Annotated in this window: 25 protein-coding genes, 1 tRNA gene and 1 pseudogene; 10 read left to right on the forward strand and 17 right to left on the reverse strand. The window is 57.7% G+C overall.

From position 1 onward, the window contains the following. Nucleotides 1–4: 4 nt before the first annotated feature. Genes BLT00_RS22235 through BLT00_RS22245 form a run of 3 tightly spaced genes read left to right on the forward strand, consistent with a single transcriptional unit; the run spans nt 5 to nt 1,448 of the window. Entirely contained in the window at nt 5–442 is a 438-nt protein-coding gene (locus BLT00_RS22235; protein ID WP_170845933.1) for a GNAT family N-acetyltransferase, read from the forward strand. Continuing rightward, the gene (locus tag BLT00_RS22240) at nt 439–1,152 is read left to right on the forward strand and encodes an AzlC family ABC transporter permease (RefSeq protein WP_003196767.1); all 714 of its coding nucleotides are present in this window, start codon (nt 439–441) and stop codon (nt 1,150–1,152) included. The genes BLT00_RS22235 and BLT00_RS22240 overlap by 4 nt, the downstream gene beginning before the upstream one ends. After that, nucleotides 1,131–1,448, forward strand: coding sequence for an AzlD domain-containing protein (locus BLT00_RS22245; protein ID WP_063323390.1), 318 nt, complete (start codon nt 1,131–1,133; stop codon nt 1,446–1,448). Before BLT00_RS22240 ends, BLT00_RS22245 begins: the two co-directional genes overlap by 22 nt. On the opposite strand, the gene BLT00_RS22250 is transcribed toward BLT00_RS22245, so the two are convergent. Beyond that, a complete protein-coding gene (locus BLT00_RS22250) occupies nt 1,365–2,291 on the reverse strand; it encodes a LysR family transcriptional regulator (protein ID WP_092146519.1) in 927 nt (308 codons plus the stop codon). The genes BLT00_RS22245 and BLT00_RS22250 overlap by 84 nt on opposite strands. Nucleotides 2,292–2,636: 345 nt before the next feature. Here BLT00_RS22250 and BLT00_RS22255 point away from each other — a divergent pair, with 345 nt between their 5' ends. Both BLT00_RS22255 and BLT00_RS22260 read left to right on the forward strand, forming a co-directional pair. Then, nucleotides 2,637–3,047, forward strand: coding sequence for an MbcA/ParS/Xre antitoxin family protein (locus BLT00_RS22255; protein ID WP_003196771.1), 411 nt, complete (start codon nt 2,637–2,639; stop codon nt 3,045–3,047). After that, nucleotides 3,047–3,724, forward strand: a complete 678-nt coding sequence (locus tag BLT00_RS22260; protein WP_063323388.1) for an RES family NAD+ phosphorylase — start codon at nt 3,047–3,049, stop codon at nt 3,722–3,724. Before BLT00_RS22255 ends, BLT00_RS22260 begins: the two co-directional genes overlap by 1 nt. 54 nt (nt 3,725–3,778) lie before the next feature. Here BLT00_RS22260 and BLT00_RS22265 read toward each other — a convergent pair whose 3' ends face one another. Then, nucleotides 3,779–5,386 (reverse strand): methyl-accepting chemotaxis protein, encoded by a 1,608-nt coding sequence (locus BLT00_RS22265; protein ID WP_092146517.1) that lies wholly within the window; start codon nt 5,384–5,386, stop codon nt 3,779–3,781. Between the two features lie 266 nt (nt 5,387–5,652). Continuing rightward, complete coding sequence (locus BLT00_RS22270) at nt 5,653–5,931, reverse strand: DUF3077 domain-containing protein (RefSeq protein ID WP_092146515.1); 279 nt, start codon at nt 5,929–5,931, stop codon at nt 5,653–5,655. A 378-nt stretch (nt 5,932–6,309) separates the two neighbouring features. Between BLT00_RS22270 and BLT00_RS22275 the strand changes: the two genes are divergently transcribed. After that, entirely contained in the window at nt 6,310–6,846 is a 537-nt protein-coding gene (locus BLT00_RS22275) for a dihydrofolate reductase family protein (RefSeq protein ID WP_092146513.1), read from the forward strand. 179 nt (nt 6,847–7,025) lie between these two features. Here BLT00_RS22275 and BLT00_RS22280 read toward each other — a convergent pair whose 3' ends face one another. Further along, nucleotides 7,026–7,310: a helix-turn-helix domain-containing protein gene (locus tag BLT00_RS22280; protein WP_092146511.1), complete on the reverse strand. Its 285-nt coding sequence runs from the start codon at nt 7,308–7,310 to the stop codon at nt 7,026–7,028. 397 nt (nt 7,311–7,707) lie between these two features. Then, nucleotides 7,708–8,697, reverse strand: a complete 990-nt coding sequence (locus BLT00_RS22285) for an Abi family protein (protein WP_092146509.1) — start codon at nt 8,695–8,697, stop codon at nt 7,708–7,710. A 569-nt stretch (nt 8,698–9,266) separates the two neighbouring features. On the opposite strand from BLT00_RS22285, the gene BLT00_RS22290 reads away from it, so the two are divergent. Both BLT00_RS22290 and BLT00_RS22295 read left to right on the forward strand, forming a co-directional pair. Further along, a complete protein-coding gene (locus BLT00_RS22290; RefSeq protein ID WP_010567868.1) occupies nt 9,267–9,506 on the forward strand; it encodes a type II toxin-antitoxin system RelB/DinJ family antitoxin in 240 nt (79 codons plus the stop codon). A gap of 136 nt (nt 9,507–9,642) precedes the next feature. Continuing rightward, on the forward strand, nt 9,643–10,602 hold the full coding sequence (locus tag BLT00_RS22295; protein ID WP_371856956.1) for a LysR family transcriptional regulator: 960 nt from the start codon (nt 9,643–9,645) through the stop codon (nt 10,600–10,602). 19 nt (nt 10,603–10,621) lie between these two features. On the opposite strand, the gene BLT00_RS22300 is transcribed toward BLT00_RS22295, so the two are convergent. After that, a complete protein-coding gene (locus BLT00_RS22300; RefSeq protein WP_092146505.1) occupies nt 10,622–11,083 on the reverse strand; it encodes a RidA family protein in 462 nt (153 codons plus the stop codon). Between the two features lie 274 nt (nt 11,084–11,357). Here BLT00_RS22300 and BLT00_RS22305 point away from each other — a divergent pair, with 274 nt between their 5' ends. Then, complete coding sequence (locus tag BLT00_RS22305; protein WP_042730239.1) at nt 11,358–12,044, forward strand: hydrolase; 687 nt, start codon at nt 11,358–11,360, stop codon at nt 12,042–12,044. A gap of 231 nt (nt 12,045–12,275) precedes the next feature. Here BLT00_RS22305 and BLT00_RS22310 read toward each other — a convergent pair whose 3' ends face one another. The 11 genes and pseudogenes from BLT00_RS22310 to vapB all read right to left on the reverse strand — a co-directional run bounded on the left by BLT00_RS22310 (nt 12,276) and on the right by vapB (nt 20,594). After that, nucleotides 12,276–13,433 carry an AAA family ATPase gene (locus BLT00_RS22310; RefSeq protein WP_092146503.1) on the reverse strand — a complete coding sequence of 386 codons (1,158 nt, stop codon included), beginning with the start codon at nt 13,431–13,433 and terminating at the stop codon, nt 12,276–12,278. Nucleotides 13,434–13,641: 208 nt separating this feature from the next. Next, nucleotides 13,642–13,717 (reverse strand) — tRNA-Thr (locus tag BLT00_RS22315). A gap of 75 nt (nt 13,718–13,792) precedes the next feature. Continuing rightward, nucleotides 13,793–14,617 (reverse strand): FkbM family methyltransferase, encoded by an 825-nt coding sequence (locus tag BLT00_RS22320; protein WP_092146501.1) that lies wholly within the window; start codon nt 14,615–14,617, stop codon nt 13,793–13,795. Between the two features lie 310 nt (nt 14,618–14,927). Beyond that, complete coding sequence (locus tag BLT00_RS22325) at nt 14,928–16,181, reverse strand: methyltransferase (protein ID WP_092146499.1); 1,254 nt, start codon at nt 16,179–16,181, stop codon at nt 14,928–14,930. Beyond that, nucleotides 16,162–16,851: an ABC transporter permease gene (locus BLT00_RS22330; RefSeq protein WP_092146498.1), complete on the reverse strand. Its 690-nt coding sequence runs from the start codon at nt 16,849–16,851 to the stop codon at nt 16,162–16,164. The genes BLT00_RS22325 and BLT00_RS22330 overlap by 20 nt, the downstream gene beginning before the upstream one ends. Then, nucleotides 16,848–17,543 carry an ABC transporter permease gene (locus BLT00_RS22335; protein WP_063323379.1) on the reverse strand — a complete coding sequence of 232 codons (696 nt, stop codon included), beginning with the start codon at nt 17,541–17,543 and terminating at the stop codon, nt 16,848–16,850. Before BLT00_RS22335 ends, BLT00_RS22330 begins: the two co-directional genes overlap by 4 nt. Before the next feature lie 78 nt (nt 17,544–17,621). After that, a complete protein-coding gene (locus BLT00_RS22340) occupies nt 17,622–18,377 on the reverse strand; it encodes an ABC transporter substrate-binding protein (protein ID WP_063323378.1) in 756 nt (251 codons plus the stop codon). A 13-nt stretch (nt 18,378–18,390) separates the two neighbouring features. Beyond that, nucleotides 18,391–19,164, reverse strand: coding sequence for an ABC transporter ATP-binding protein (locus tag BLT00_RS22345; protein WP_014336086.1), 774 nt, complete (start codon nt 19,162–19,164; stop codon nt 18,391–18,393). A 301-nt stretch (nt 19,165–19,465) separates the two neighbouring features. Continuing rightward, on the reverse strand, nt 19,466–19,876 hold the full coding sequence (locus tag BLT00_RS22350) for a hypothetical protein (protein ID WP_175456236.1): 411 nt from the start codon (nt 19,874–19,876) through the stop codon (nt 19,466–19,468). Between the two features lie 258 nt (nt 19,877–20,134). Next, nucleotides 20,135–20,377, reverse strand: a pseudogene (locus BLT00_RS22355) (PIN domain-containing protein); the annotation flags it as partial. Continuing rightward, nucleotides 20,346–20,594 (reverse strand): type II toxin-antitoxin system VapB family antitoxin, encoded by a 249-nt coding sequence (gene vapB, locus BLT00_RS22360; protein ID WP_092146642.1) that lies wholly within the window; start codon nt 20,592–20,594, stop codon nt 20,346–20,348. The pseudogene BLT00_RS22355 and the gene vapB, both read right to left, overlap by 32 nt. 179 nt (nt 20,595–20,773) lie before the next feature. On the opposite strand from vapB, the gene BLT00_RS22365 reads away from it, so the two are divergent. After that, nucleotides 20,774–21,223: a peptidase associated/transthyretin-like domain-containing protein gene (locus tag BLT00_RS22365; RefSeq protein WP_092146496.1), complete on the forward strand. Its 450-nt coding sequence runs from the start codon at nt 20,774–20,776 to the stop codon at nt 21,221–21,223.

Here is a 21,223-nt window from a genome sequence, read left to right on the forward strand (position 1 = left end):
ACCCATGGACGACCCGACGCAGCAGGTCCTGTTGCGCCGGGCCATGGTCCGGGACGCCGAGCGACTGGAGCGGTTTTTTCGCGGTTTCGACGAAGTGTCGTTCTGCGAATGGCAGGACGCCCGATTCTTGCGCGGTGTGTTGTTGCAGGAAACCACCACCGCGTACCTGGCTATCGATGCGAGCGGTGACGTGGTGGGTGCCGTGATCGGCGGTATGCTCGGTACCCGTGGCACGATCAATCACCTGGCGGTCAGCATGCAGCATCGCGCCAAAGGCCTGGGCCAGCGCCTGGTTGAAGCCGCGTCGGCTGACATGAAACGGGTCGGCGTGCTGCGCATGTTCCTTTTTGTCGACGATGCTAATCTGGCCGGCAAGCGCTTCTGGGCGGCCCAGGGCTTCTGTGAGCCCCGGGGCGAAATCACCTTCGAGAGGGATTTATGAACAAGACTTCCAGCCAGCCGCTGGCGGTCGAACCACAAGCCTCGCGTACCTTTGCTGAAGCCAGTCCGGTGGTAGCGGGTTATTTCACGGTTTCGTTTGTGTTCGGTCTGATGGCGGTCAACGCCGGGTTGCCCCTGTGGTTGCCGGTGGCGATGTGCCTGTTCGTCTACGCGGGCGCTTCGCAATTCGCGGCGCTGGCGTTGATTTCCAGCGGCGCGTCGCTGACCACCATCGTGCTCACCACGTTCCTGATCAATGCCCGCCACATGCTGATGTCGGTCTACATGGCCAAGGCCCTGCGTGCGCTGGGGCTCAGCCGTTTCGAGCGCTGGTGCTACGCGGCGGGGCTGACGGACGAGTCGTTCGCGTTCCACAGCGTCAAGCTCGGCAGCGGGGCGCCGGTGAGTGTGCGCTACCTGGTCGGCTTCAACCTGTTCTGCCACACATCCTGGGTACTGGGTGGCTTGCTGGGCGCCGTATGTGCGCAATACGCGGCGCACCTCATCAAATACCAGCTCGACTATGCCCTGACAGCGATGATGCTCTATGTGCTGGTTTCGTTGTGCAACACCCGCAACAAACTGATCGCAGCCCTGGCGGCTGTCGTCTGCATGGGCGGGCTGAGCCTGCTGGGCAGCTCGCCATTCAATGTCTTCATTGCCACGTTCGTTGGCTGCGGAGTAGGCGTATGCCTGACCAAACGTTCCTGATCCTGGTCGTGGTCCTGATGATGGCCGTGACCTTCCTGCCGCGCGCCCTGCCGTTGCAGATCAATACCGAACACTGGCCGCCCTTTATTGCCCGCGCCCTGGAATATCTGCCAGTGGCGATCGTCGCTGCCATCAGTCTGACTCCCTTGTTGATCAAGGATCAGCAGATACAACTCGACCGCCCTGAGTTTTATGCCGCGATTCCGACGCTGTTATGTGCGTATTTCAGCCGCAACCTGTTTCTCAGTGTGGCGGTGGGCACGGCGGCGTACATCGCGCTCGGTTCGTTCCTGTAGCGTCAGGTCCACCACATCGTGCAGTGCCTGGCCGGACAACTCCGGATTGTTCACCGCCAGGCGGACTTCAAGGAAATCCTCGAAATCCGGGAAAATCGCCAGGCCGTTGCGCAGCGCGGCTTCTCGGGACACCAGCCCCAAGCCATCGAGCTGAGTGATCAATGACAGCGTCAGCGTTTCACTGCAGGAATACACCATGCGCTGGCTCGACCCGTATTCACCCAGGCCGGCGTCGAGAAAGCGCAGGAAGCTGTGGGAATACGGGCATTCTTCTGCCGGACGCACCTGAAACTTGTCACCGAGCAGGCCAAGGGAATCGTCTGCATCGCCACAATGGGCGCCGACCACCCGCACCTGCACATCCGGCATGGTGATGCTGGTAAAACCGCCCTGTTGCTGGCCGATCAGGACCGCCAGGTCAAAATCTTCATTCCTGAGTTTGCTCAGGTTCTCCATCGATTCGGCGTAGCTGAATTCCAGCTGATACTGGGGGAACACAGCGATCAACCGGTCGATCATTCGCCGGTTGAACTCCGCCGGCAGGGTGGTATTGAGCGCCATTCTGAGGATGCGCTGTCGCGGGGTCTTGAGCGCCGCGACTTTCTCCTCCAACTGCCGGGTGGCAATCAGCACCTGATCCATGAAGGGGGTCAGTTCCGAGCCTTGGCTCGTCAACGTCAGGCCCTTGTTCGAGCGCCGGAACAACCGGAAACCGAACTGTTCCTCGACCTTGTTCAACTGCGCCGCCAACGCCTGCACCGTGAGGCACGAATGCTCGGCCGCTGCCGACAACGAGCCGGTCTGCACGATACGCATGAGGTTGCGTAGGGTTCTGCTATCCATGAGGTAATGCCCTCTGCTTAAGTGGGCTCGCTATTGTTGTGCGCCTGGTCCGGGCCAGGCAGTGCATGCCGGCTATCATCATGCACCTTGCCACGGTTGTCGCGATTTTGTGCCGAAAAGCGCCGGCAGGCGATGGTTGGAGCTTATGCGGAATTTGGGGATTTTGCCTAACAGATGCTGGCCAAGACCCGTTAGTGGGAAGCTGGTTACGTTTGTTGACCTGCAAAGCCATGCCGAATTGTTCGAATAGAACATCGATAGAATCCGTTTGCGAATAAAAACTAAAAAATAATCCACATCTGTACTATCCTCTAAGCACCACCCCGCGATAAAGGAGCCCAAACCATGGCGACTTCCTCCATCACTCTCAATGCGCAGCAACAATTGGATTCCCCGGATGCGGGTCGAGTCGCGTTGAAGTTTTTCTTCAACCTCATGGCGCTCTGGGGCTGCAGCGTCGAGCAGCAGCGCACATTGCTGGGCAAGGTGGGAAACACGACCTTCTACAAATACAAACAATTGCCGGAAAACGTGAAGCTGCCTCGCGATACGCTCGAGCGCATTTCCTACCTCATGGGTATCCACAAGGCACTGAGCATTATCTTCAGCAACAGCCGGGACCGTGCTTATCAATGGGTCAGCAGCCCGAACACCGCGGCACCGTTCAACGGCCAGTCGGCACTGTCCTACATGCTGACCGGCCGCGTGGTAGACATCGCCGATGTGCGGCGATACCTCGACGGAGTGCGCGGTTGATGATGCCACCACTGGCGGACCCGCAATGGAATCGGGCCTATCGGATCGTCAACAGCAGCTTCCCGCCGATTTCGCTGTTTGAAGACGTACTCGACCCTGAGGACCTGCCCACGGCCTACGCCCTGGAAGCGTTGACCAACGATCGGCTGATGGAGCAAGCCGGCGTGCTGTCCCGGGTCCGCCCAGAGGACCGCATTTCCGGGCCCGGCTCCTCGCCGGTGATGGCGGCGTTTACCCACATCGGCAAAAGCAGCCGCTTCAGCGACGGCACCTTCGGCGTCTACTACGCCGCCAGCAGCCAGGAAGCGGCCATTGCCGAGACCTGCTACCACCAGGCGCGATTCCTTGGCGCGACCAACGAGCCAGACCTGGAGCTGACCATGCGCACCTACATCAACAAGGTGGTCAAACCTCTGCACGATATCCGCCACGACTACCCCCACCTCCACAACCCCGACCCTACCGCCTATGGTCCGTCCCAAGTGTTCGCCCGACAACTGCGTGAAACCTTGTCGTGGGGGCTGCTGTACAACAGCGTCCGGCTGCCCGGCCACGAATGCGTGGCCGCGTTTCGCCCTCCGGCAGTTTCGATTCCGGTGCAGGGCAAGCATATTCGGTACGTCTGGAGCGCCCAGAAGCGGGAGATTTCGTTTGTGTTCGAGGTGAGCGAGGTTTGAAAAGGGCTGCTAGGCAGCCCAGCGGGAGCAAGCTCCCTCGCCACGGGTATCCGATCAAACCTTGAACTGCTGCACCGAAGCCTGCATCGACCCCGCCGCATTGTTCAATTGATCCGCCGTTTGCGTCAGGTTGTGAATCGAGCGTGTGTTCTCACGGGACTGCTCGGCAATCGACTCCACCCGCTGGGCCATCTCATCACTGGCCTTGGATTGCTCGGCAATGGTCTGGGAAATTTCCTCCACCACTTCGGCCGCATGCCGGGCACCGGTGCGGATTTCGCTGATGGACACCCCGGCCTGCTGGGCCAGGTTGACGCCTTCGTCCACACGGCTGACACACGCCTGCATGTTCGCCACCGCGTCCCGGGCGCTGGACTGGATGCGCTCGATCATCGCGGTGATTTCCTGGGTGGACTGGGTGGTGCGCGCCGCCAGGTTGCGCACCTCATCGGCCACCACCGCAAAACCTCGCCCCGCCTCACCGGCGCGGGCGGCTTCGATGGCGGCGTTGAGCGCCAGCAAGTTGGTCTGTTCGGCGATGCTCTTGATCACTTGGATGATGGAATGAATGTCCTCGGATGATGCGTCCAGCGCCGTGATCTTGCTGGAGGACTGGTTGACCACCTCGGCGATCCGGTTCATGCCTTCCACCACCCCGAGAATCACCTGGCCACCGCTGCTCGCCAAATGCTCGGACTGCGCGGAAATCGTCCGGGCGCTGTCGGCGTGCTGATGGATCTGGCTGATATTCGCCATCATCTGCTCCATGCTCGCCGCCATACTGGTTGCGCTCTGGGCCTGCTGATCGGCGCTGGACACAATCTGTCGCGCCGTATCGCCCAGATGCCGGGACGTGCCGTGCAACTCATCGCTCTGGCCGCGGATCGTGGCGATCATCTGTCGCAGATTGGTCTGCATCTGCTCGATCACACCTTGCAACTGACCCAACTCATCCTTGCTCTGAGCCCCCATCGAGCGCTGCAAATCCCCTTGGGACATCGCCTGGGCATTGAGGATGATCTTGTTCAGTGGCGTCAGCACAGCCTTGAGCAGGCTCCACGACAACAGCGCCAGCGCCACGCAAGTGGCCAGTAGTGTCGCGATCAGCCAGCGCTCCGAGGTGTGAATGCTGTGGTCCTGATGCTCACGCGAGGATTGCGCCTGGTTCTCGATCAGCTCACTCACTGCCTCGTTGCGCTCCTCCAACGCCGAAAACGCCCCGTCGAACTCCGCCCGCAACGCCTGGCCATCCTGGGCACCGCTCAGTGCCTTGCCAATTATTTGCTTGGCTTTGTCGATATAGGTTTCGACCTGTGGTTTAAGCTCGCCAATCGCCTTGGCGACATCCCCCGGTAACTTGGCCTCGGCGTTTTCGGCGATAACCTTGCGCATCCGCTGCGTATGCTCATCGAATGCCTCCGTCACCTCCTTGGCCGCCTGAGTGTCCCCCGGTGCCACCAGCAATGCGGCCAACACATCGGCACGAATGGCGTCGTGCATCATGTCCGCCTCCATGTGCTTGCGCATGGCCGAAATACTGGTCTCGTTCTGCACCAGGGCCTCGGTCATGGAGTGATAACCCCACAGCCCTATACCGCCGAGCAATAGCGCAAAAGAAAGACTGACCAACCCCGAGCCTATGACTTTGGTGCGGATCTTCATCGCTTACTGCTCCTGGAGCGGGGGAATTCTGGGAAGTGTAGTCGAGCGCCAGCAGAGCCTTGGGGGAGCCCAGGCTCTTATCTGAGGCTATCGGCGGGGGAAATGATTAGATGAATACAGCGCCAACTGTTTGGGCCTGGGACAGAGTGAACCTGTGGCGAGGGATTTATCCCCGATGATGGGCGTGAAGCAGCCCTTCTTTAATCTGCTCCGGCAGATAAAATCCAAGGCTGCCCCGCTCGTGAGCAGCATTGGGTTTGCAACTCTTAAGCCGACTTACTCCCCGGCGCCTCAAGCACCTTCACCACGTCATCGATGACGGCCTTGCTCATATCCTGCAAATAACACGAAGCCCAGGCATACCGATCCGTACCGCGAATCATCGCCGCGTCCTCGGCCAGGACCTTGGCGACGTGGAGCAGATCGGAAGCGTGGGACAGGGCTTCGCCGATGGGTATGCCGCTGTTGACGCGGAATAAAGGGCGGTCGGAGTGGTAGCAGAAGGGGGTTAGGCCTGGGGTTTTGAGGTCTTGCGGGTTTGGCATTGTCTGGCTCCTTGACTGTGAGAGCCGCAACCGTCCTTTCCTACGGGATGGGGTGGCGGCCATGCACGGGGTAGGAAAACCGGGAATCAAGGCACCCGGCACACCCGAAGGTGTCCCGCGCACAGCCGCCATAACGCATATCGCAGACACAGAAAAAGCGCCTGCAATAGTAAGCGAGGCGCAGCTGATGCGCCTTGATTTACTTCGGGTTTCCTACGCCCGGTCGCTGAATTTGCAGCGACAGATGGAGAGTAGCGGGCGGGTGAGAAGGCTGCAATCGTGGCGCGATGCTGGCGGAGGCGGTTTAGGTATTTTTATGGGTGAGCAATAATTTCGTGCTTCCGGTCATGCATCGACATACCTCTCAAGGAGACCCTGATGGCCACTGCCCATGTTTTCATAGCCACCAGCCTAGATGGTTTCATCGCCAGGCCCGATGGTGACATCGACTGGCTTTTGCAGCGCGACGATCCAACCGAGGACCATGGCTACTCAGACTTCATCGCCGATAAAGACGTGATTGTGATGGGGCGAGGAAGCTACGAGAAGGTACTGACCTTTGATACTTGGTTCTATGAACGACCCGTGGTGGTGTTGTCGGAACGGCTGGCGGATTCGCCGGTGCCTGAGGCGCTGAAGGGCAAGGTACGTTTCTCCAACCTCTCACCCAAGGACGTGATGGAGGAACTGACGAGCCAGGGTTTGCATCGTGTCTATGTCGACGGAGGGCAGGTCGTGCAGTCATTCCTGCGCGATGGATTAGTCGCCGACATGGTGATTACCACTGTTCCTGTGCTGATCGGGGCGGGCAGGTCGCTGTTCGGTGCCATTCAGCAGGACGTTGAATTGAAATTGGTGTCTAGTCGCTGCTTTCCCTCGGGGTTGGTGCAGTCCACGTATCGGTTGGGCTCATGAGCCGCTCACATGGGATCTGCTTTGCGCTCTGAGAATGACCTCTGACGGAACCAAGCCGTTTTCCAGGCTTGCTCCAATGAGGTGTTTAGCTCACTGTAAAGACCAATGTCATTACAGTGATTTGTCTAGTCCTGAAATAGGTTTGCACCTGTTTCAGGACTAGACACAGCGCCCCCGGTTCAGGCGGCTTTGGCGGTAACGCTGATTTCTATTTTCAAATCTGCACCGGCTAACAGATTCACCAGCGCATCCAGGGAAAACTTATCAACCTTCCCCTTCAGCAGATCGTTGAGCCGTGGCTGCGTAACATGCAGCCGGCGAGCCGCTTCGGCTTGCGAGACGTCCCATGCCTTTACGACCAAGGCGATAGCTCGCATAACTTGGGAGCGGACTCTAAGGTTCTCGGCTTCTTCTGGCGTGTCAACCAACGCTTCCCAAACACTGGTCGCGCGTTCGTTTGCCATATCGGTATTCCTCACTTTCAATGCTTCCAATTCTACTTTCAGTTTGATTCTTAACTTTCTGCTCAACACTATTCTTTATGATCGAGTCGGGTTGCGAGAGGTTCAGAGTAGCAGCTTACCCCTTCACCCGAACGGAGGGTGAAAGGGTACCTGCCCTGCCTGCTTATCTGCTCCTGCGATCAACCCAGCGACAAAGCCCCCCGCATTTCTGCGAGGGCTTTGTTTTGTATGGTGCGGCACCAGACGAACGGTAGCTTTTGGCGAGGCCAGGTTTCCTGCGGGTTTAGACGTCGGTGGAAAATTTGCCGTACCCCGATCAGTGATTCGAGGGGACAGACCACGATTTTTGGCTGGAATGATGAAGCAGGGAATTAACCGCAGTCTGCTTCTAGTTTCTCTACGCTAGGCGCCATTGCTGTTGATCTTTCCAATCATTTGGAAATCCCATGAGCCTCAAATAATCCAGTTCCTGCTGATCCATGATTTCGGCCAGGCGAAGCTTCCACTGGCTGTCAGGGCTGATCAGGTCGGTTAGGTAGGCCAGCATCGTCAATACGACGTATAGCCGCTGTTTGGGCTGAGGCTGGTCGGCGGGGGCCGTGGGAATGGCCCATTCTTTAGGTAAGGATGGTCGAATCGAGAGCTCTCGGTTCCATAGCCGTGAGTGGTGGGCACAGCAGTTGCGAATGAAGGTCAGCGTGTGTAGCCAGGAGGCCAGTACTTCGAAGGGCAGGCTGAATCTGGTGGCGATAGCTTTCTTGTCGGCGCTTTTGCCTATGGCATTGAAGAGGGTAGATACCGTCCCAAGGCTGAGTTCTTCCAGGACCGCCCAAGCGGGCGGCAACTCCGGGTGGGCATAGGTTGCACCGTAGTATCGGAAATAGTTGTCACGCATGCGGTTTTCGATCCGCTGTTGCTGGAGCCCATCGGCTTGTCGGCCCTTTCTGATGCGGTCGACATCACGTTTGAGTTTACTGCGCTCCTTATTCATTTGCTCCCGCAATGGACGCAACAAATCGGTGTGTGAGTATGACGAGGAGAAGACGGACGCGTCAGCTATCCAGTCAGGCCCGTACTTGGGGCACATATGATTGCTGATAGTCGCTCGTATGGCGACTTCGACACGTTCGATGGCATCCATGGTGACGCGCCGCAACGTACCATCGAAGCGGTAAATATCGACGATTGCCTTCAGTGTGCTGCCGGGCTTGAAAGGATGTTCAGGGTCTAGCTCCTGAAAGGGGCGCATGTAGGGACTCAGGCGAAACAGCGTGACCACTTCGAGAAAACGCATGGCTCGATCATCGTTGGCGATGTGCAAACCTCGTTGCTTTAGCAGTTCCAATTGCTGTTCTACGCTGAGAGCCGGCTTGTCGAAGGGCCTCATGTAGTTTTCTCCAGGCAAAAAAAACCCGCACGATTTGAGCTTGCTGACTGGGTCAACCTAGGCTTGGCGGGTGTGTTGGGGGGCATTATAGGTCGGTGTAAGAGACCGTCAACATTGTCCTGACGTGAAATTGTAACGGGTAGGAGCGCAGGAAAGGTTTGGTCTGTGGATGCTGATTAAGGCGATATCGGTCTTATCTAGCTCCTGGGAAGGTTCAACCTCCAGAAACAACAAAGCCCCCGCATTTCTACGAGGGCTTCGTTTTGTATGGTGCCGGCACCAGACGAACGGTAGCTTTCGGCGAGGCTAGGTTTTCTGCGGGTCTGGAGTTCGCTGGAAAATTCGGCGTACCCCAACTAGTAACTATAAACAAATCAGCTAGTTATGGCTTTCAGTGGAATCGAATCGGGGACGATTAAACCTGAGCATGTGCTGTGCTCGGTACGTAGAGTTGCGAGCGACACACGTAACCTGTGAATTGGGTAAAAAAACCAGCTATTTTCAGGCTGGCTCAAATGAAGTTGTTACCTCAATGTAAAGACCAATGTCATTACAGTGAGGGCCATCCCATGGCGTCCATCAATGTCCGTATCGACGACGACCTCAAAGCGCGTGCTTACCACGAGCTGGAAAAGCTCGGCGTCACCCCTTCTGAGCTGATGCGCCAAGCCTTGCAGTACGTAGCAGAGCGCGGTCAGCTACCCTTCAAGCCCGTCCTGATGACCGAGGACGATGAAGCCTTGATCGCAACGGTTCGCGAGCGGCTGGCTAATCCCCAGCGGGTTAAGGTTTCGCTAGATGACCTATAGCCTCGAATTCGATGCGCGGGCGTTAAAGGAGTGGCACAAATTGGGGGGTACCCCAATTACTTTGTTCCCCGTTAGCCTTTTCGTATGATGAGCGAACATGCTATTTGGAATATCTCGCGTGAATACGCCACCTAACATCGGTTCATCACGCCAGGCAGTGCAAAAGGGGGGCAGATCGGATTTCAGTGATGCTGTGGCCCAGCTCTCATGGGACGACTTGCGCATTATCAAAGCGCTCAGTGAATGCGCAAATCGCACTGATGCTGCCAAAAAACTGGGGATCAACATATCCACGGTATCGCGCCGAGTGGCCCAGCTTGAGAAAACACTTGGAGTTGCACTCTTCGATCACCGCCGCTCGGGATACATGCTCACAGCGGAAGGCGTAGAGCTGCGAGAGCTCGCCGAGCGAGTCGAACTGGATATCGTTAGTGTTGCACGGCGTGTGTCACGGGCGGGTCAGGGGCCACTCGGAAAACTCCGCATCACCACCAGCGATTCGCTGCTGCTGTACTTCCTCACACCTATCATTGCGCAATTCAAAGCTCTGAATGAAGGGATAGCGATTGAAGTACTTGTAGGCAATCAGACATTGAGTCTTGCCCGCGATGAGTCGGATATTGCGGTGAGGGCGACCAATAAACCAGCTGAAAGTTTGGTTGGGCGCAAACTCGCGACAATTGCCTGGGCGCCATACGGCAGTGATAAAAACGCACCGACCTCGACACCTTTCGCAGAAGGCCAGGCGTGGGTATCTTACTCGGCAGCTTTATGCGGCCTCAAAGCAACGAGCTACGTTGATAGCAGAGTTCACCCCGATTGCATTTCGTATCGTACCGACTCCGTTGCCGCTGCAAGCGCTGCGATTGTAGCGGGTCTTGGTTTTGGGTTCCTTCCCTGCATGCTGGGTGACATCACGCCGGGATTGGTGCGTGTCGGCCCGGTTGTGCCTGAACTTCAGGATGGGCTTTGGCTGCTGACTCACCAGGACATTCGAAAATCATGGCGAGTCAAGGCGTTCATGACGTTTTGCGCAGCGGCGGTTGCCGAACTCAAGCCCTTGGTCGAAGGCCAGCGATCTCTCCCGGTTTCGTAGACGAAACCGGGAGCACGTCTTAGCGGGTGCCGGAGCCAATGACCGCCTTGCAGACAATTTCGATCAACTGCGAACGCTGTGCGAGCCTCGATACGCCGATGATGTTGCTCGTGCACTGGGGCCGCTCGGTGCCAAACGCAGCCTTGCGAACATTGCCTACCACGGCAAAAGCCGCGTCCATGTCCAGCACATAAAGCGTCTCTTCGACCACGTCTTCAAGTGTTGCGCCATACAGTGTAAGCAACTTGGAGATGTTGTCGTAGGAAGCGCGCATTTGCTCTCCCATCGAAGAGAAATCACTGGGCTTGCCTTCGCTATCGAGTGGGGCAGGAGCTACCAGGTTGCCGTCTTCATCATGGTTGAATTGGCCGGATATATAGATGTCGTTTCCGACTTGTCTGGCCTGCGGGTAGCCGTAGCTTTCTTCCCATGCGACTCCCCAGTAAGCGGTTTTCTTTCCGAACGGTTGCGAAGCTGACATTGCATTCTCCTGGCGTAGAACAGACTGCTCGCACAGCGGCAGTCCGAGTTGTGGGATGCCAGAGACTAGCACCGCAAATGATTTTATAAGGGCGCATTAATGCGTCTATGGAGACGCATTAATGCGCCCCTAAAATCGTGAATGATCGGTTACCTTGAACTCGAAATCGGCGCCGCACCTACCGCCAACAACCTTCCGTGATTTTCAGCGGACAAAAGATTGGCCCGGCCCGCAAAGAGATTAGAAGACCATCATTTCACTAAAGGGAACCACCATGAACAATCCAAAAACCGAAGTCCTGACCCCTCAAAACAGCCAACTGATTTTCATTGATCAGCAGCCCCAGATGGCCTTTGGCGTGCAAAGCATCGACCGCCAGACGCTGAAGAACAACACGGTCGCTCTGGCGAAGGCCGCAAAAATTTTCAACGTGCCAACCACTATCACCACCGTCGAAACCAATAGCTTCTCCGGCCACACATATCCCGAATTACTCGCTGTGTTTCCTGACGCGCCTCTGCTGGAGCGCACCTCGATGAACTCGTGGGACGACCAGAAAGTCCGTGACGCGCTGAAAGCCAATGGCCGTAATAAAATCATCGTCTCTGGCCTTTGGACTGAAGTGTGCAATACCACATTTGCACTTTCCGCCATGCACGATGCCGGCTACGAGATCTACATGGTCGCCGATGCTTCCGGTGGCACAACGAAGGAGGCTCACGATTACGCCATGCAGCGCATGATTCAGGCCGGCGTGGTGCCGGTCACCTGGCAGCAGGTGCTGCTGGAGTGGCAGCGTGACTGGAACAACCGCGACACCTACGACGCCGTCATGAATCTGGTGAAGGAGCACTCCGGTGCTTACGGCATGGGCGTCGACTATGCCTACACCATGGTGCACAAGGCTCCCGAGCGTGTAGACCACGGCCCGACCCTGGCACCTGTGGCCGCCTCTGTCTGAGCCTCACTGGCCCTCATCAAATGGGGGCCAGTCCCCATTTCTATCCATTTGAACCGGAACGGCGACAGAGGCTATATCAGGAAGGAAAGGAAGGAAAAAGGAAAGGAAAAAGGAAAGGAAAAAGGGGACGTATTTATTTTCCAAATCGAAAGTGAGGTGCCTATGTGCAGGAGTGCTACGTTTGCGGACGGACGCCTATGCGGCTAGTGCCACTCGATGATCAACCAGTCCCTAACTCCCCTCAATCAAAACCCGCTGCTCCAGCCAAATCTCCTGAACAAACTGATCCGTAATCGCGTAAATCCCATGCCCGCGCCGCATGATGATGTTCTCCGCTACTAGCGCGATTACCACCGGTTGAATCTCTTCAACCCGCACCTCTCGCCCTACTGACTTTGAATACTCTGCCGCTGCGTCGATGGAAAAAATCCCTCGAGCATCGCCTTCTGTAGATGCGATTTTGTTGAAAATCGCCAGGGCCAGGCTGCCCAGTTGCTCGACTTTTTCCAGCTCGATGTTCGCTGCAGCCGAACGTAGAGTGCTGGCGATTACGGGAAGAAAGAGGTCGGGGTCCCCGTCCTGCTGCAAGAGTTGGCGTAGAGCCTTGAGCATCTCCTCGGGTCGGTTGCCCAAGGTATTGAACGCCTCGATGGCTGTCTCCACGGACGGCAGCTTTTCTTTTTTCACGGTCATGGCAAGTCGGTTGAGCAGGAACTCTACGTAGTCACCTTTGAGCAGCGGGTAGGCGGCTGATGTGGCGCCGGAAAACGCCTGGTTGCGTTTGGCGGTCAGTTCGCTGACTTGGGCCCTGTGGGAGCCGGTTCCGATAAACAAGAAGTAACCCGGTGTATTCGGGCGAGGGTTGATTGCATCGCGTGCGGCCTTGAGGGCCAAGAGCATTTGATTGCCATCGTCGGAGGAGATGGCGTGCTGCACTTCGTCAATGATCAGGACCAAGTCGGTCTTGGCTTGGTCGACGACTTCTGTCAGTGCTTGCGCCAGTGTCGGGCCGTCGGGGTTACCGATGCTGTCGAGTTTGAAGCCGAATTTGAACCCTGCGGCGCCTGCCTCGACATTACTGACGCGCTTGAGTATTTCCAGGGCAGAGGAGCCCGGCGTTTGCAGATCTTTCAGCGTTTTATGTATGGCGTTGTGCACGAGCGTGGCCGGGTTGGCCAAGGTGTCGCTCCATAGGTCAACGTAGATGACCAGAGCCCCAGCCTCTTCCAGGGCTGGGATGAGGTCATTTCTCAGAAAAGTCGTTTTGCCTGTACGGCGTAAGCCAGACAGGAACAGACCTGAGCGCAGGCCTTCATCGAGCACGCCTGGATGGAGCAGCTGATTTGCCATCGATTCAGCCAATTCAGGGCGTTGAAATATGCTGCTCATGCAATTACCCCCTTTTATGGATACGCCATAATTATTGCTAATTCATAATTTAGCATAAAGATCGGATTGTGAGCCTTAGGAGAGAATCGATGCTTTGAGGAGTAGCGAAGCGGGGGACTACGAGTTGGTCGACGAAGGCAGGGGGTAGGAACATCAATACCCCAGAAACAACAAAGCCCTCGCATTTCTGCGAGGGCTTTGTTTTGTATGGTGCCGGCACCAGGAGTCGAACCCGGGACCTACTGATTACAAGTCAGTTGCTCTACCAACTGAGCTATACCGGCGTGTGGGCGACGATTATAGCGATTGGGTGCGTTCTGTAAACCCCTGAATTCTGACTATTTTTGCACTGCCCATACTCAAGCGCGGTGCAGCAGGTTGCGCAGTTTGTTCATGGCGCGCCAGGTGCGGCTGTTTTGCATGGCGTGGAGTTGGGCTTCGGCCTGTTCGGCGCGTTGCAGGGCGGCGCTGAGTTGTTGGTCGGTGTCGTCGATGGGGTGGCTGAATTTGTGGCCTTTGCAGAGTTGGAAGCCGTCGAGGTTGCACGGGGGGATGTCGAAGGCGGGTTTGAGGGCCAGGTGTTCTTCGGCGAGGTAGTAGGTGTTGATGCCGTCGAACAGGATGGACTGGTAGCCGGCGTCGGTCACCAGGGTTTCCCAGGTCTGGTCGCGGGCCCATGGGGTTTCGATGAGGATGATCCAGGGGCGCCAGCGGCCGAAGTCCATGCCGCGCAGCACGGTTTCTTCGTGGCCTTCGACGTCGATTTTCAGGAAGTGGATGGGACGATCCTGGGCGTATTGCTCGCAGATGGAGGCCAGGGTGCGGGACTGGACGGTCTGGGTGCCCACGTCCATGCCGGCGTCGCGGTGTTGTTGGGCGACGCTGGCTTCTACCGTGGACAGGCCGGTGTTGGCGATGGTGTAGAAGGTCAGGCTTTCGGCGTTGTCGCCGGCCACGCATTGCAGGTTGATGTCGTGGGGGCGTTGTTGGCAGAGGGCGTCGTAGTAGGCCGGTACGGGTTCGATGTTGATGCCGCGCCAGCCGCGGTCGTAAAACGCTCGGGTGACTGAATCATCTGTCGGATGGTTGGCGCCGACGTCGAGGTAAAAGCCGTTTTCCACCGATTTGAGGGCGCGCCACAGGCGTATGTCTTCGAAGTTTTGTGCGTAGGAAATGAACGTCACGGCCAGTCCTTGAGTGTGTCGGCGTTGTGTCAATCACGATACGTTTGGCTGTTGTATAGCACGGGCGCGGTGGACGCAATTGTTGGCGCGGAGCAGCACTGAATTCGGCGGTTATGTCGTTTTGCTTAGACGCTTATGCACAACGGGCAGGATGAGACGCAGGGCATCTTGCGATTTTGTGACCGCCTTCGCGTTTCGTCGCAAATGCCTGTTTTCATGGTTTTTTATCCATATGAACAAAAAATGACCAATGCTGATTCGCTCAGGAAATCACGGATTTCTTGGATCCGAGTTTATTTCATCAACAGAGTTATCCACAGGCTGTTTCGTCTCGGCAACGCTCTGCCAGCAACAGCAGGTTGCGCGGCGTCAGCGGGGTTTCGCAGAAGGTGCCGAGGCGAACGTCGTAGCCTTTTTGAGTGAGGAAAAGCGCCCGGTCCAGTACCAGCCAAAGCTCTAGCGGTCGTCGGAAAAGGCCTCGCAGCAACTCCAGGTTGCGCACCTCGGCCAGACGTTGATGGCCCGCTGCTTCCAGGGCGACCCAATCAGGCGTACCAACTGTGGATAAGTCTTTCAGGATCGCCAGATCGGTGCAGTACTGGGCGAAGGATTTTTCCAGCCAGGCGCTGGGCAGTGAGGGGGTGGACAAGTAGTCGTCGCACCCCCTGATGTGCCGTTGCAGCAGGTCGAAGCCCAGGCGCCGGGCCATGGATTGGTCCCGTTGTCTTCTGACGCGCGCGCCAGCGGTGACGGTTTCGGTCAGCGGCAGGCTGAGATCGTCTAGCGACAGCTGTAGGGCTGAGCCCTTGGCCGCGTTGGACAGTGCTTGATAACGCTCGCTGCTGATGCGGTTGTAACAGCAGGGCGCGATCGCCAGTTGTGCACAGCCAGCGGCGCTGGCCAGGTGTATCAAGCGCACATGCAGGTCGCCGCAGGCGTGCAGGGCCACAGGCGTGTGTCCGGAATGGAGCGCCTGGATTGCGTCAGCCGCCAGTACGTCTTGTTGCAGGTGCGTGGCGTGCAGGTGATGGTGCAGGCTCAGTTGTTGGCCGCTGGCGACCAGTGCGGGGTCATACTCCAGGCAAGTCAGTTGTTGCTCACCCTGCAGCAGGCGTCGACCGAGGTGGCCTTTGCCGGCGCACCAATCGAGCCAATGGGTCGGTTGGGTGGTGAAGTGCAGGCGGCTGGCGAAGGCTTCGATCTGCTGCCATTTGCGCCCGGGCACGTCGACGTTGAGGCGATGGCTTGGTGCTTCGAGCGTGCTGGCCGGCAATTCTGCGACAGCGCTCAATGCTCGGGAGATAGCGGCCAATTCCGGGAATGGCGCAGGCGCATCTTCCATCAACCACGGCTGATGATGGTCGTTTTCCGCAGCTTCCAGCGAGCGCTGGCGTAGCCATCGGGACAATTCCGGGTGGGACGTTTCCCAAGGCAGTTGCAGATGGGTGAACGGACGCGGTTTCCACAGTGCCTGGTGCGCCGTGAGAAAAGTATCCAGCGCCGTGAAGCGGGCGAGCAGAGCCTCGCCCGTCAGCACGCCGCAGTCAGCGTCCTTGGCAGGCATCGACGCGCAACCAGCGCTCCAGCTGCTTGAAGCCTTGCACCAGTAGGTAGGACATCAGCAGGTAGAACATGCCGGCTGCAAAGAAAATCTCCACCGGCAAGTAGGTCCGGGCAATGATGGTGCGGGCCATGCCGGTGAGTTCCAGCAAGGTCACGGTACTCGCCAGGGCACTGGCCTTGAGCATCAGGATCACTTCGTTGCTGTAGGCCGGCAGGCCGATGCGCGCGGCACGGGGAAGCATGATGTAGAACAACGCCTTGGGCCGCGACATGCCCAGGGCCCGTGCGGCTTCGATCTCGCCACGGGGGATGGCCTGGATCGCACCGCGCAGGATCTCGGCGATGTAGGCAGCGGTGTGCAGGGTCATGGTGGCCGTGGCGCACCAGAACGGGTCCCGCAGGTACGGCCACATTGCACTGCTGCGCACGGCTTCGAATTGCGCCAGGCCGTAGTAGACCAAAAACAGCTGGACCAACAGCGGCGTGCCACGGAAAAAGAAGATGTAGGCATAGGGCAATGCCCGCACTTGCCACAGGCGCGAAGAGCGCGCGATGCCCAGTGGAATCGCCAGCAGCAGCCCGGCGATCACGGCGATGGCCACCAGCTCCAGGGTCAGTGTCGCGCCTTGGGCCAGCTTGGGCAGCCACTTGATGATGACGTCCCAGTTCATTGGGTACTCCTGGTAAATCCACGGGCGGCGCGTCGTTCCAGCAGGTGCATGCCGATCATGGCGAGCACCGTCAGGCCCAGGTACATGAATGCTGCGACCATATAGAAGGTGAACGGTTGCTTGGACACGGTCACGCCGATTTCCGCATGGCGCATGATTTCTTCCAGGCCGATCACCGAGACCAGCGCGGTGTCCTTCATCAGGATCATGAACAGGTTGCCCAGGCCGGGCAGGGCGATGCGCCACATCTGCGGCATGATCAACCGAGTGAAGATCCGCCACTTCGACAGGCCCAGGGCGACGCCGGCCTCACGGTGGCCCTTGGGAATCGCCAGGATCGCACCGCGAAACACTTCCGTGGCGTAGGCGCCAAAGCACAGGCCCAGGGCAATGACACCAGCGGCGAAGGCATCGAGGGTGAGATCGGGGTTGCCGAAATACTCACCCAGGGCACGCAGCAGGTTGACGGTGCCGAAATAGATCAGCAGCACCCAGAGCAATTCCGGGATGCCGCGAACCAGCGTCGAATAGGTGCCGCCCAGCCACTGCAGCGGCTTGTACGGCGAGGTCTTGGCCAAGGCGCCGAGCAGGCCGAGCACCAGCCCCAGGCAGAGGGCCGTGAGTGCCAATTTGACGGTCATCAGCGCGCCGGCGGCAAGCGCCGGGCCGAATCCGTAGAGATCGATCATCATGGGTAAGAATTCATATCGCGGCAGGCTTTGCTAAGGGCCGGCGCTGCCAGACGGCTGCGCCGGCCAGGCACGTCAGTATCAATAGATACTGAACGGGAAGTACTTGTCGTTGATCTTTTTATAGGTACCGTCGGCAAGGATTTCCTTGAGTGCGGCGTTCAGCTTGTTGCGCAGTTCGTCGTTACCCTTGCGCACCGCAATGGCGATCTTGTCACCTTCCACTACCGGATCCCCCTTGAATTCGTAAGCACGGCCAGCTTCGGTTTTCAGCCAGTCGTAGTTCACGTATTTGTCGGCCAGGATCGCGTCGACGCGGCCGGAGGTCAGGTCCAGGTAGGCGTTTTCCTGGGTGTCGTAGAGCTTGGCGGTGATATCGCTGCCCAGTTCGTCTTCCAGCCAGGTGCCGGCGAGGGTAGAGCGCTGTGCCCCGATGACCTTGCCCTTGAGAGACTCTTTATCGACTTTGAAGTCGACGTTTTTCGGTGCGATGAATTGCAGTTTGTTGGAGTAGTACGGGTCGGTGAAGTCCACGGCTTGCTTGCGCTCGTCGTTGACCGACAGCGAAGAAATCAGGAAGTCGAACTTCTTGGCCATCAGGGCGGGAATGATGCCGTCCCAGTTGGAAGTGACCACTTCACACTCGACTTTCATCTTGGCGCACAGGGCGTCGCCGATGTCTTTATCGAACCCCACGACCTGGCCGCTAGCGTCCTTGTTGTTGAACGGCGGGTAGGCCGCTTCGATGCCCATCTTCAGTTTCTCGACCGCCATGGCGCTGGTCGAGAAGACCAGGCTGACGGCTGCGGCCAGAAGAAATTTCCTATAGGTCTGCATGTGTACTGCTCCGTTAGCGGTTGCTGGACATGAATTGTTTGCAGCGCGCCGAAAGCGGGTTCTCGAAGACCTGCTGTGGCGATCCTTGCTCCTCGACCAAGCCTTGATGAAGGAACACGACTTCGCTGGAAACCTGACGGGCGAAGCCCATTTCATGGGTGACCAGCAGCATGGTGCGTCCTTCTTCGGCCAGGGCGCGGATCACACTAAGTACTTCCTGGACCATTTCCGGGTCAAGGGCGGAGGTGGGTTCGTCGAACAGAATCACCTTGGGCTGCATCGCCAGTGTGCGAGCAATGGCCGCGCGTTGTTGCTGGCCGCCAGACAGTTCGGCCGGGTAGGCGTGACGCTTGTCGGCGATACCGACCTTGGCCAGCAGGGCTTCGGCCACTTCGACGGCTTCGGCCTTGCTTTGGCCAAGCACCCGGCGCGGCGCTTCGATGATGTTATCGAGCACGCTCATATGCGGCCAAAGGTTGAAGTTCTGGAAGACAAAACCGATCTCGCTGCGCAGGCGGTTGATCTGTTTGCCGTCGGCGGCCACCAGCTCACCGTTTTTAGCGGCCTTGAGCTTGAGCTCTTCGCCGGCCACCAGGATCTGGCCCTGGTTGGGGTTTTCCAGCAGGTTGATGCAGCGCAGGAATGTGGATTTGCCGGACCCGGAGGATCCGAGGATCGAGATCACATCGCCGTCGCGGGCGGTCAGCGAGACGCCTTTGAGCACCTCCAACTGTCCGTAGCGTTTGTGCAGGTTGCGGATTTCAAGCGCGGGCGTGGCCTGGGCCATGTGCGGTCCTCATGGTATGTGCTCCCTTGCTGTTGGCTGCCTTCCTTGGCGAGGCGGCCAAGCTAGCATGCGTCCGAATGGCAGCCAACAGCGCTACGGGGGGTAAACCAATGATGTGCGGCAGGTTGTCGCATCGGCACAGCAGACTGTCGCGCCTTCAACAACCGAACGGCCGTTTGAACCTGGTTTACCGGTGAAAAGTCCGGGGAGTCGCGTAAAAAAAGGCGCGATGGTGCCAGCTTTGGGCGGGGGTTGGAAGGGTTAATCGGATGAGCGTTGCCGCGATCAAAAGTCTGTTGGGTTACTCGGGAGCGTCCTCGAGATCCCACAGTACTTTGAGAACCTCTTTGAAGCTGGCTCGTGCAATTTCGAAATCCGCCTGTACTTCAGGGCTGTGAAGCCAACGCTCCGCTGCTTCCCGATCGATATCGTCAGCCCACATTCGATAAGTGATCAGGCTATTTTCGACCAGGTTTTGGACGGCCATGGCTTCGTTTTCGGCATTTTCACGATTCAGAAGTTCGGGCTGTTCATTCGTCATCACAAGGATTAATCCGAGCATCCTGATCATCATGTCAATGCGCCCCGACTCTTCTTCGGCGTCATGCATCTCATAAAACAGTGACAAGAAGTCTCTTGGGCGTTCTGCGAGTTCGTCTTGCAGGGCATCCAGGAAGTACGGATCGTCGTACTCAGGAAGATCAAACGCCACGGCAGCAGGCTTTGTACGACTGACGCGTAGTTGCTTGGCTTTTGTTTTTGCACGCTTGGCGCGTTTTTGTTGCTTGTTGGCGGAGGCCGTGGGCGTGGTTCCGTTATTTTGTTGAAAAAAGAGTCATGAAATCTGTGGGAGCGAGCTTGCTCGCGATGGCGGTAGAGAAGCCAACAAAGATGAGGGGGTGATGGCCTCATCGCGAGCTACTTCCACAGGAGCCTCAATGGAGTGCTTTTTAACTTCAAGCCCCCGAAGTTACAACCCTGGCGTCGTCGCTGTGGTCCAGTCCGCGATGCGCAGGCCCGGGACTCTATCAAATTCCCTTCGATTGTTGGTCACTACGATCAGCCCGCGAGAACGGGCATGGCCTGCGATCATTTGGTCGTAGGGGCCGATCGGCTTGCCAATTTTTGCCAGCTCGGCTCGGATCATTCCGGTATGCGCTGCGCCTTCATAATCAAAAACTTCAAGCCGGGCACAGAACCCAGACAGGCTCGCGCTCCTGATCGGCAGGCTGTTCACGCTCTGCCATAAAATCTGCTGTCACGGAGTCTCCATTGAACCCGCTATCCCACGCTTCGCCAACGGGTGTGATGACGCGTGCTCTGCCTATGGCAATCACGTCTACACGCTTTACATCGTTTGGCATCGCAACTGCTTTGGGTAGCCGGACGGCCTGGCTGCAATTACTCATGAAAAGGGTGGCTTGTTCGATGTGCAGTCCCTCTTGGAAATTCAAACTAAGCATAGAACCATGCGGGGATATGTCAGCCGGATATGCGTTGCGATGAATGGTTTTCTGATTCCGTTCATCGCCAATAGATCTAAACCTTGGCGTGTAACCACAATCAAAAGAGAACTCATGAGCTGTTTCCAGTACCTGGAGTCCTCGCCATGAAGCATAACCATTACTTTTTGCTGCCCTTCCTTCTGCTCGGCATGCTGTTGTTCCCCATCATGCTCAACGCCACCAGCCTGGCCCCGGTAGACACTGCCGGCGTGCAGGTCCAGCCGCAGCAACAGAACGGCATCACCTACTTGTCCGGTGGCATTGGCGAGGATGAAGCCCGGGCCATCGGACAGGCCCAGGCTTACAACCTGCACATGACGTTCGCGGTCGGCCCGGAAAACAAATACATCCCGGATGTGCATGTCGTCGTCCAGAACGCGGCGGGGCAAGCGCTGCTGACGCTGGACGAGGCGGGACCGCTGGTTTACGTACAGTTGCCGCCGGGCAAGTACACCGTGGTGGCGACACGCAACGGCGAGGCGCGGCGCGACACCGCCGACGTCGGCAGCGGCGCCACGCGCAACCTGGTGTTCCATTGGAACGGTGACGAATAA

It is taken from the genome of Pseudomonas sp. NFACC51, from assembly GCF_900103575.1.
Taxonomy (GTDB): Bacteria; Pseudomonadota; Gammaproteobacteria; order Pseudomonadales; family Pseudomonadaceae; genus Aquipseudomonas; species Aquipseudomonas fluorescens_Q.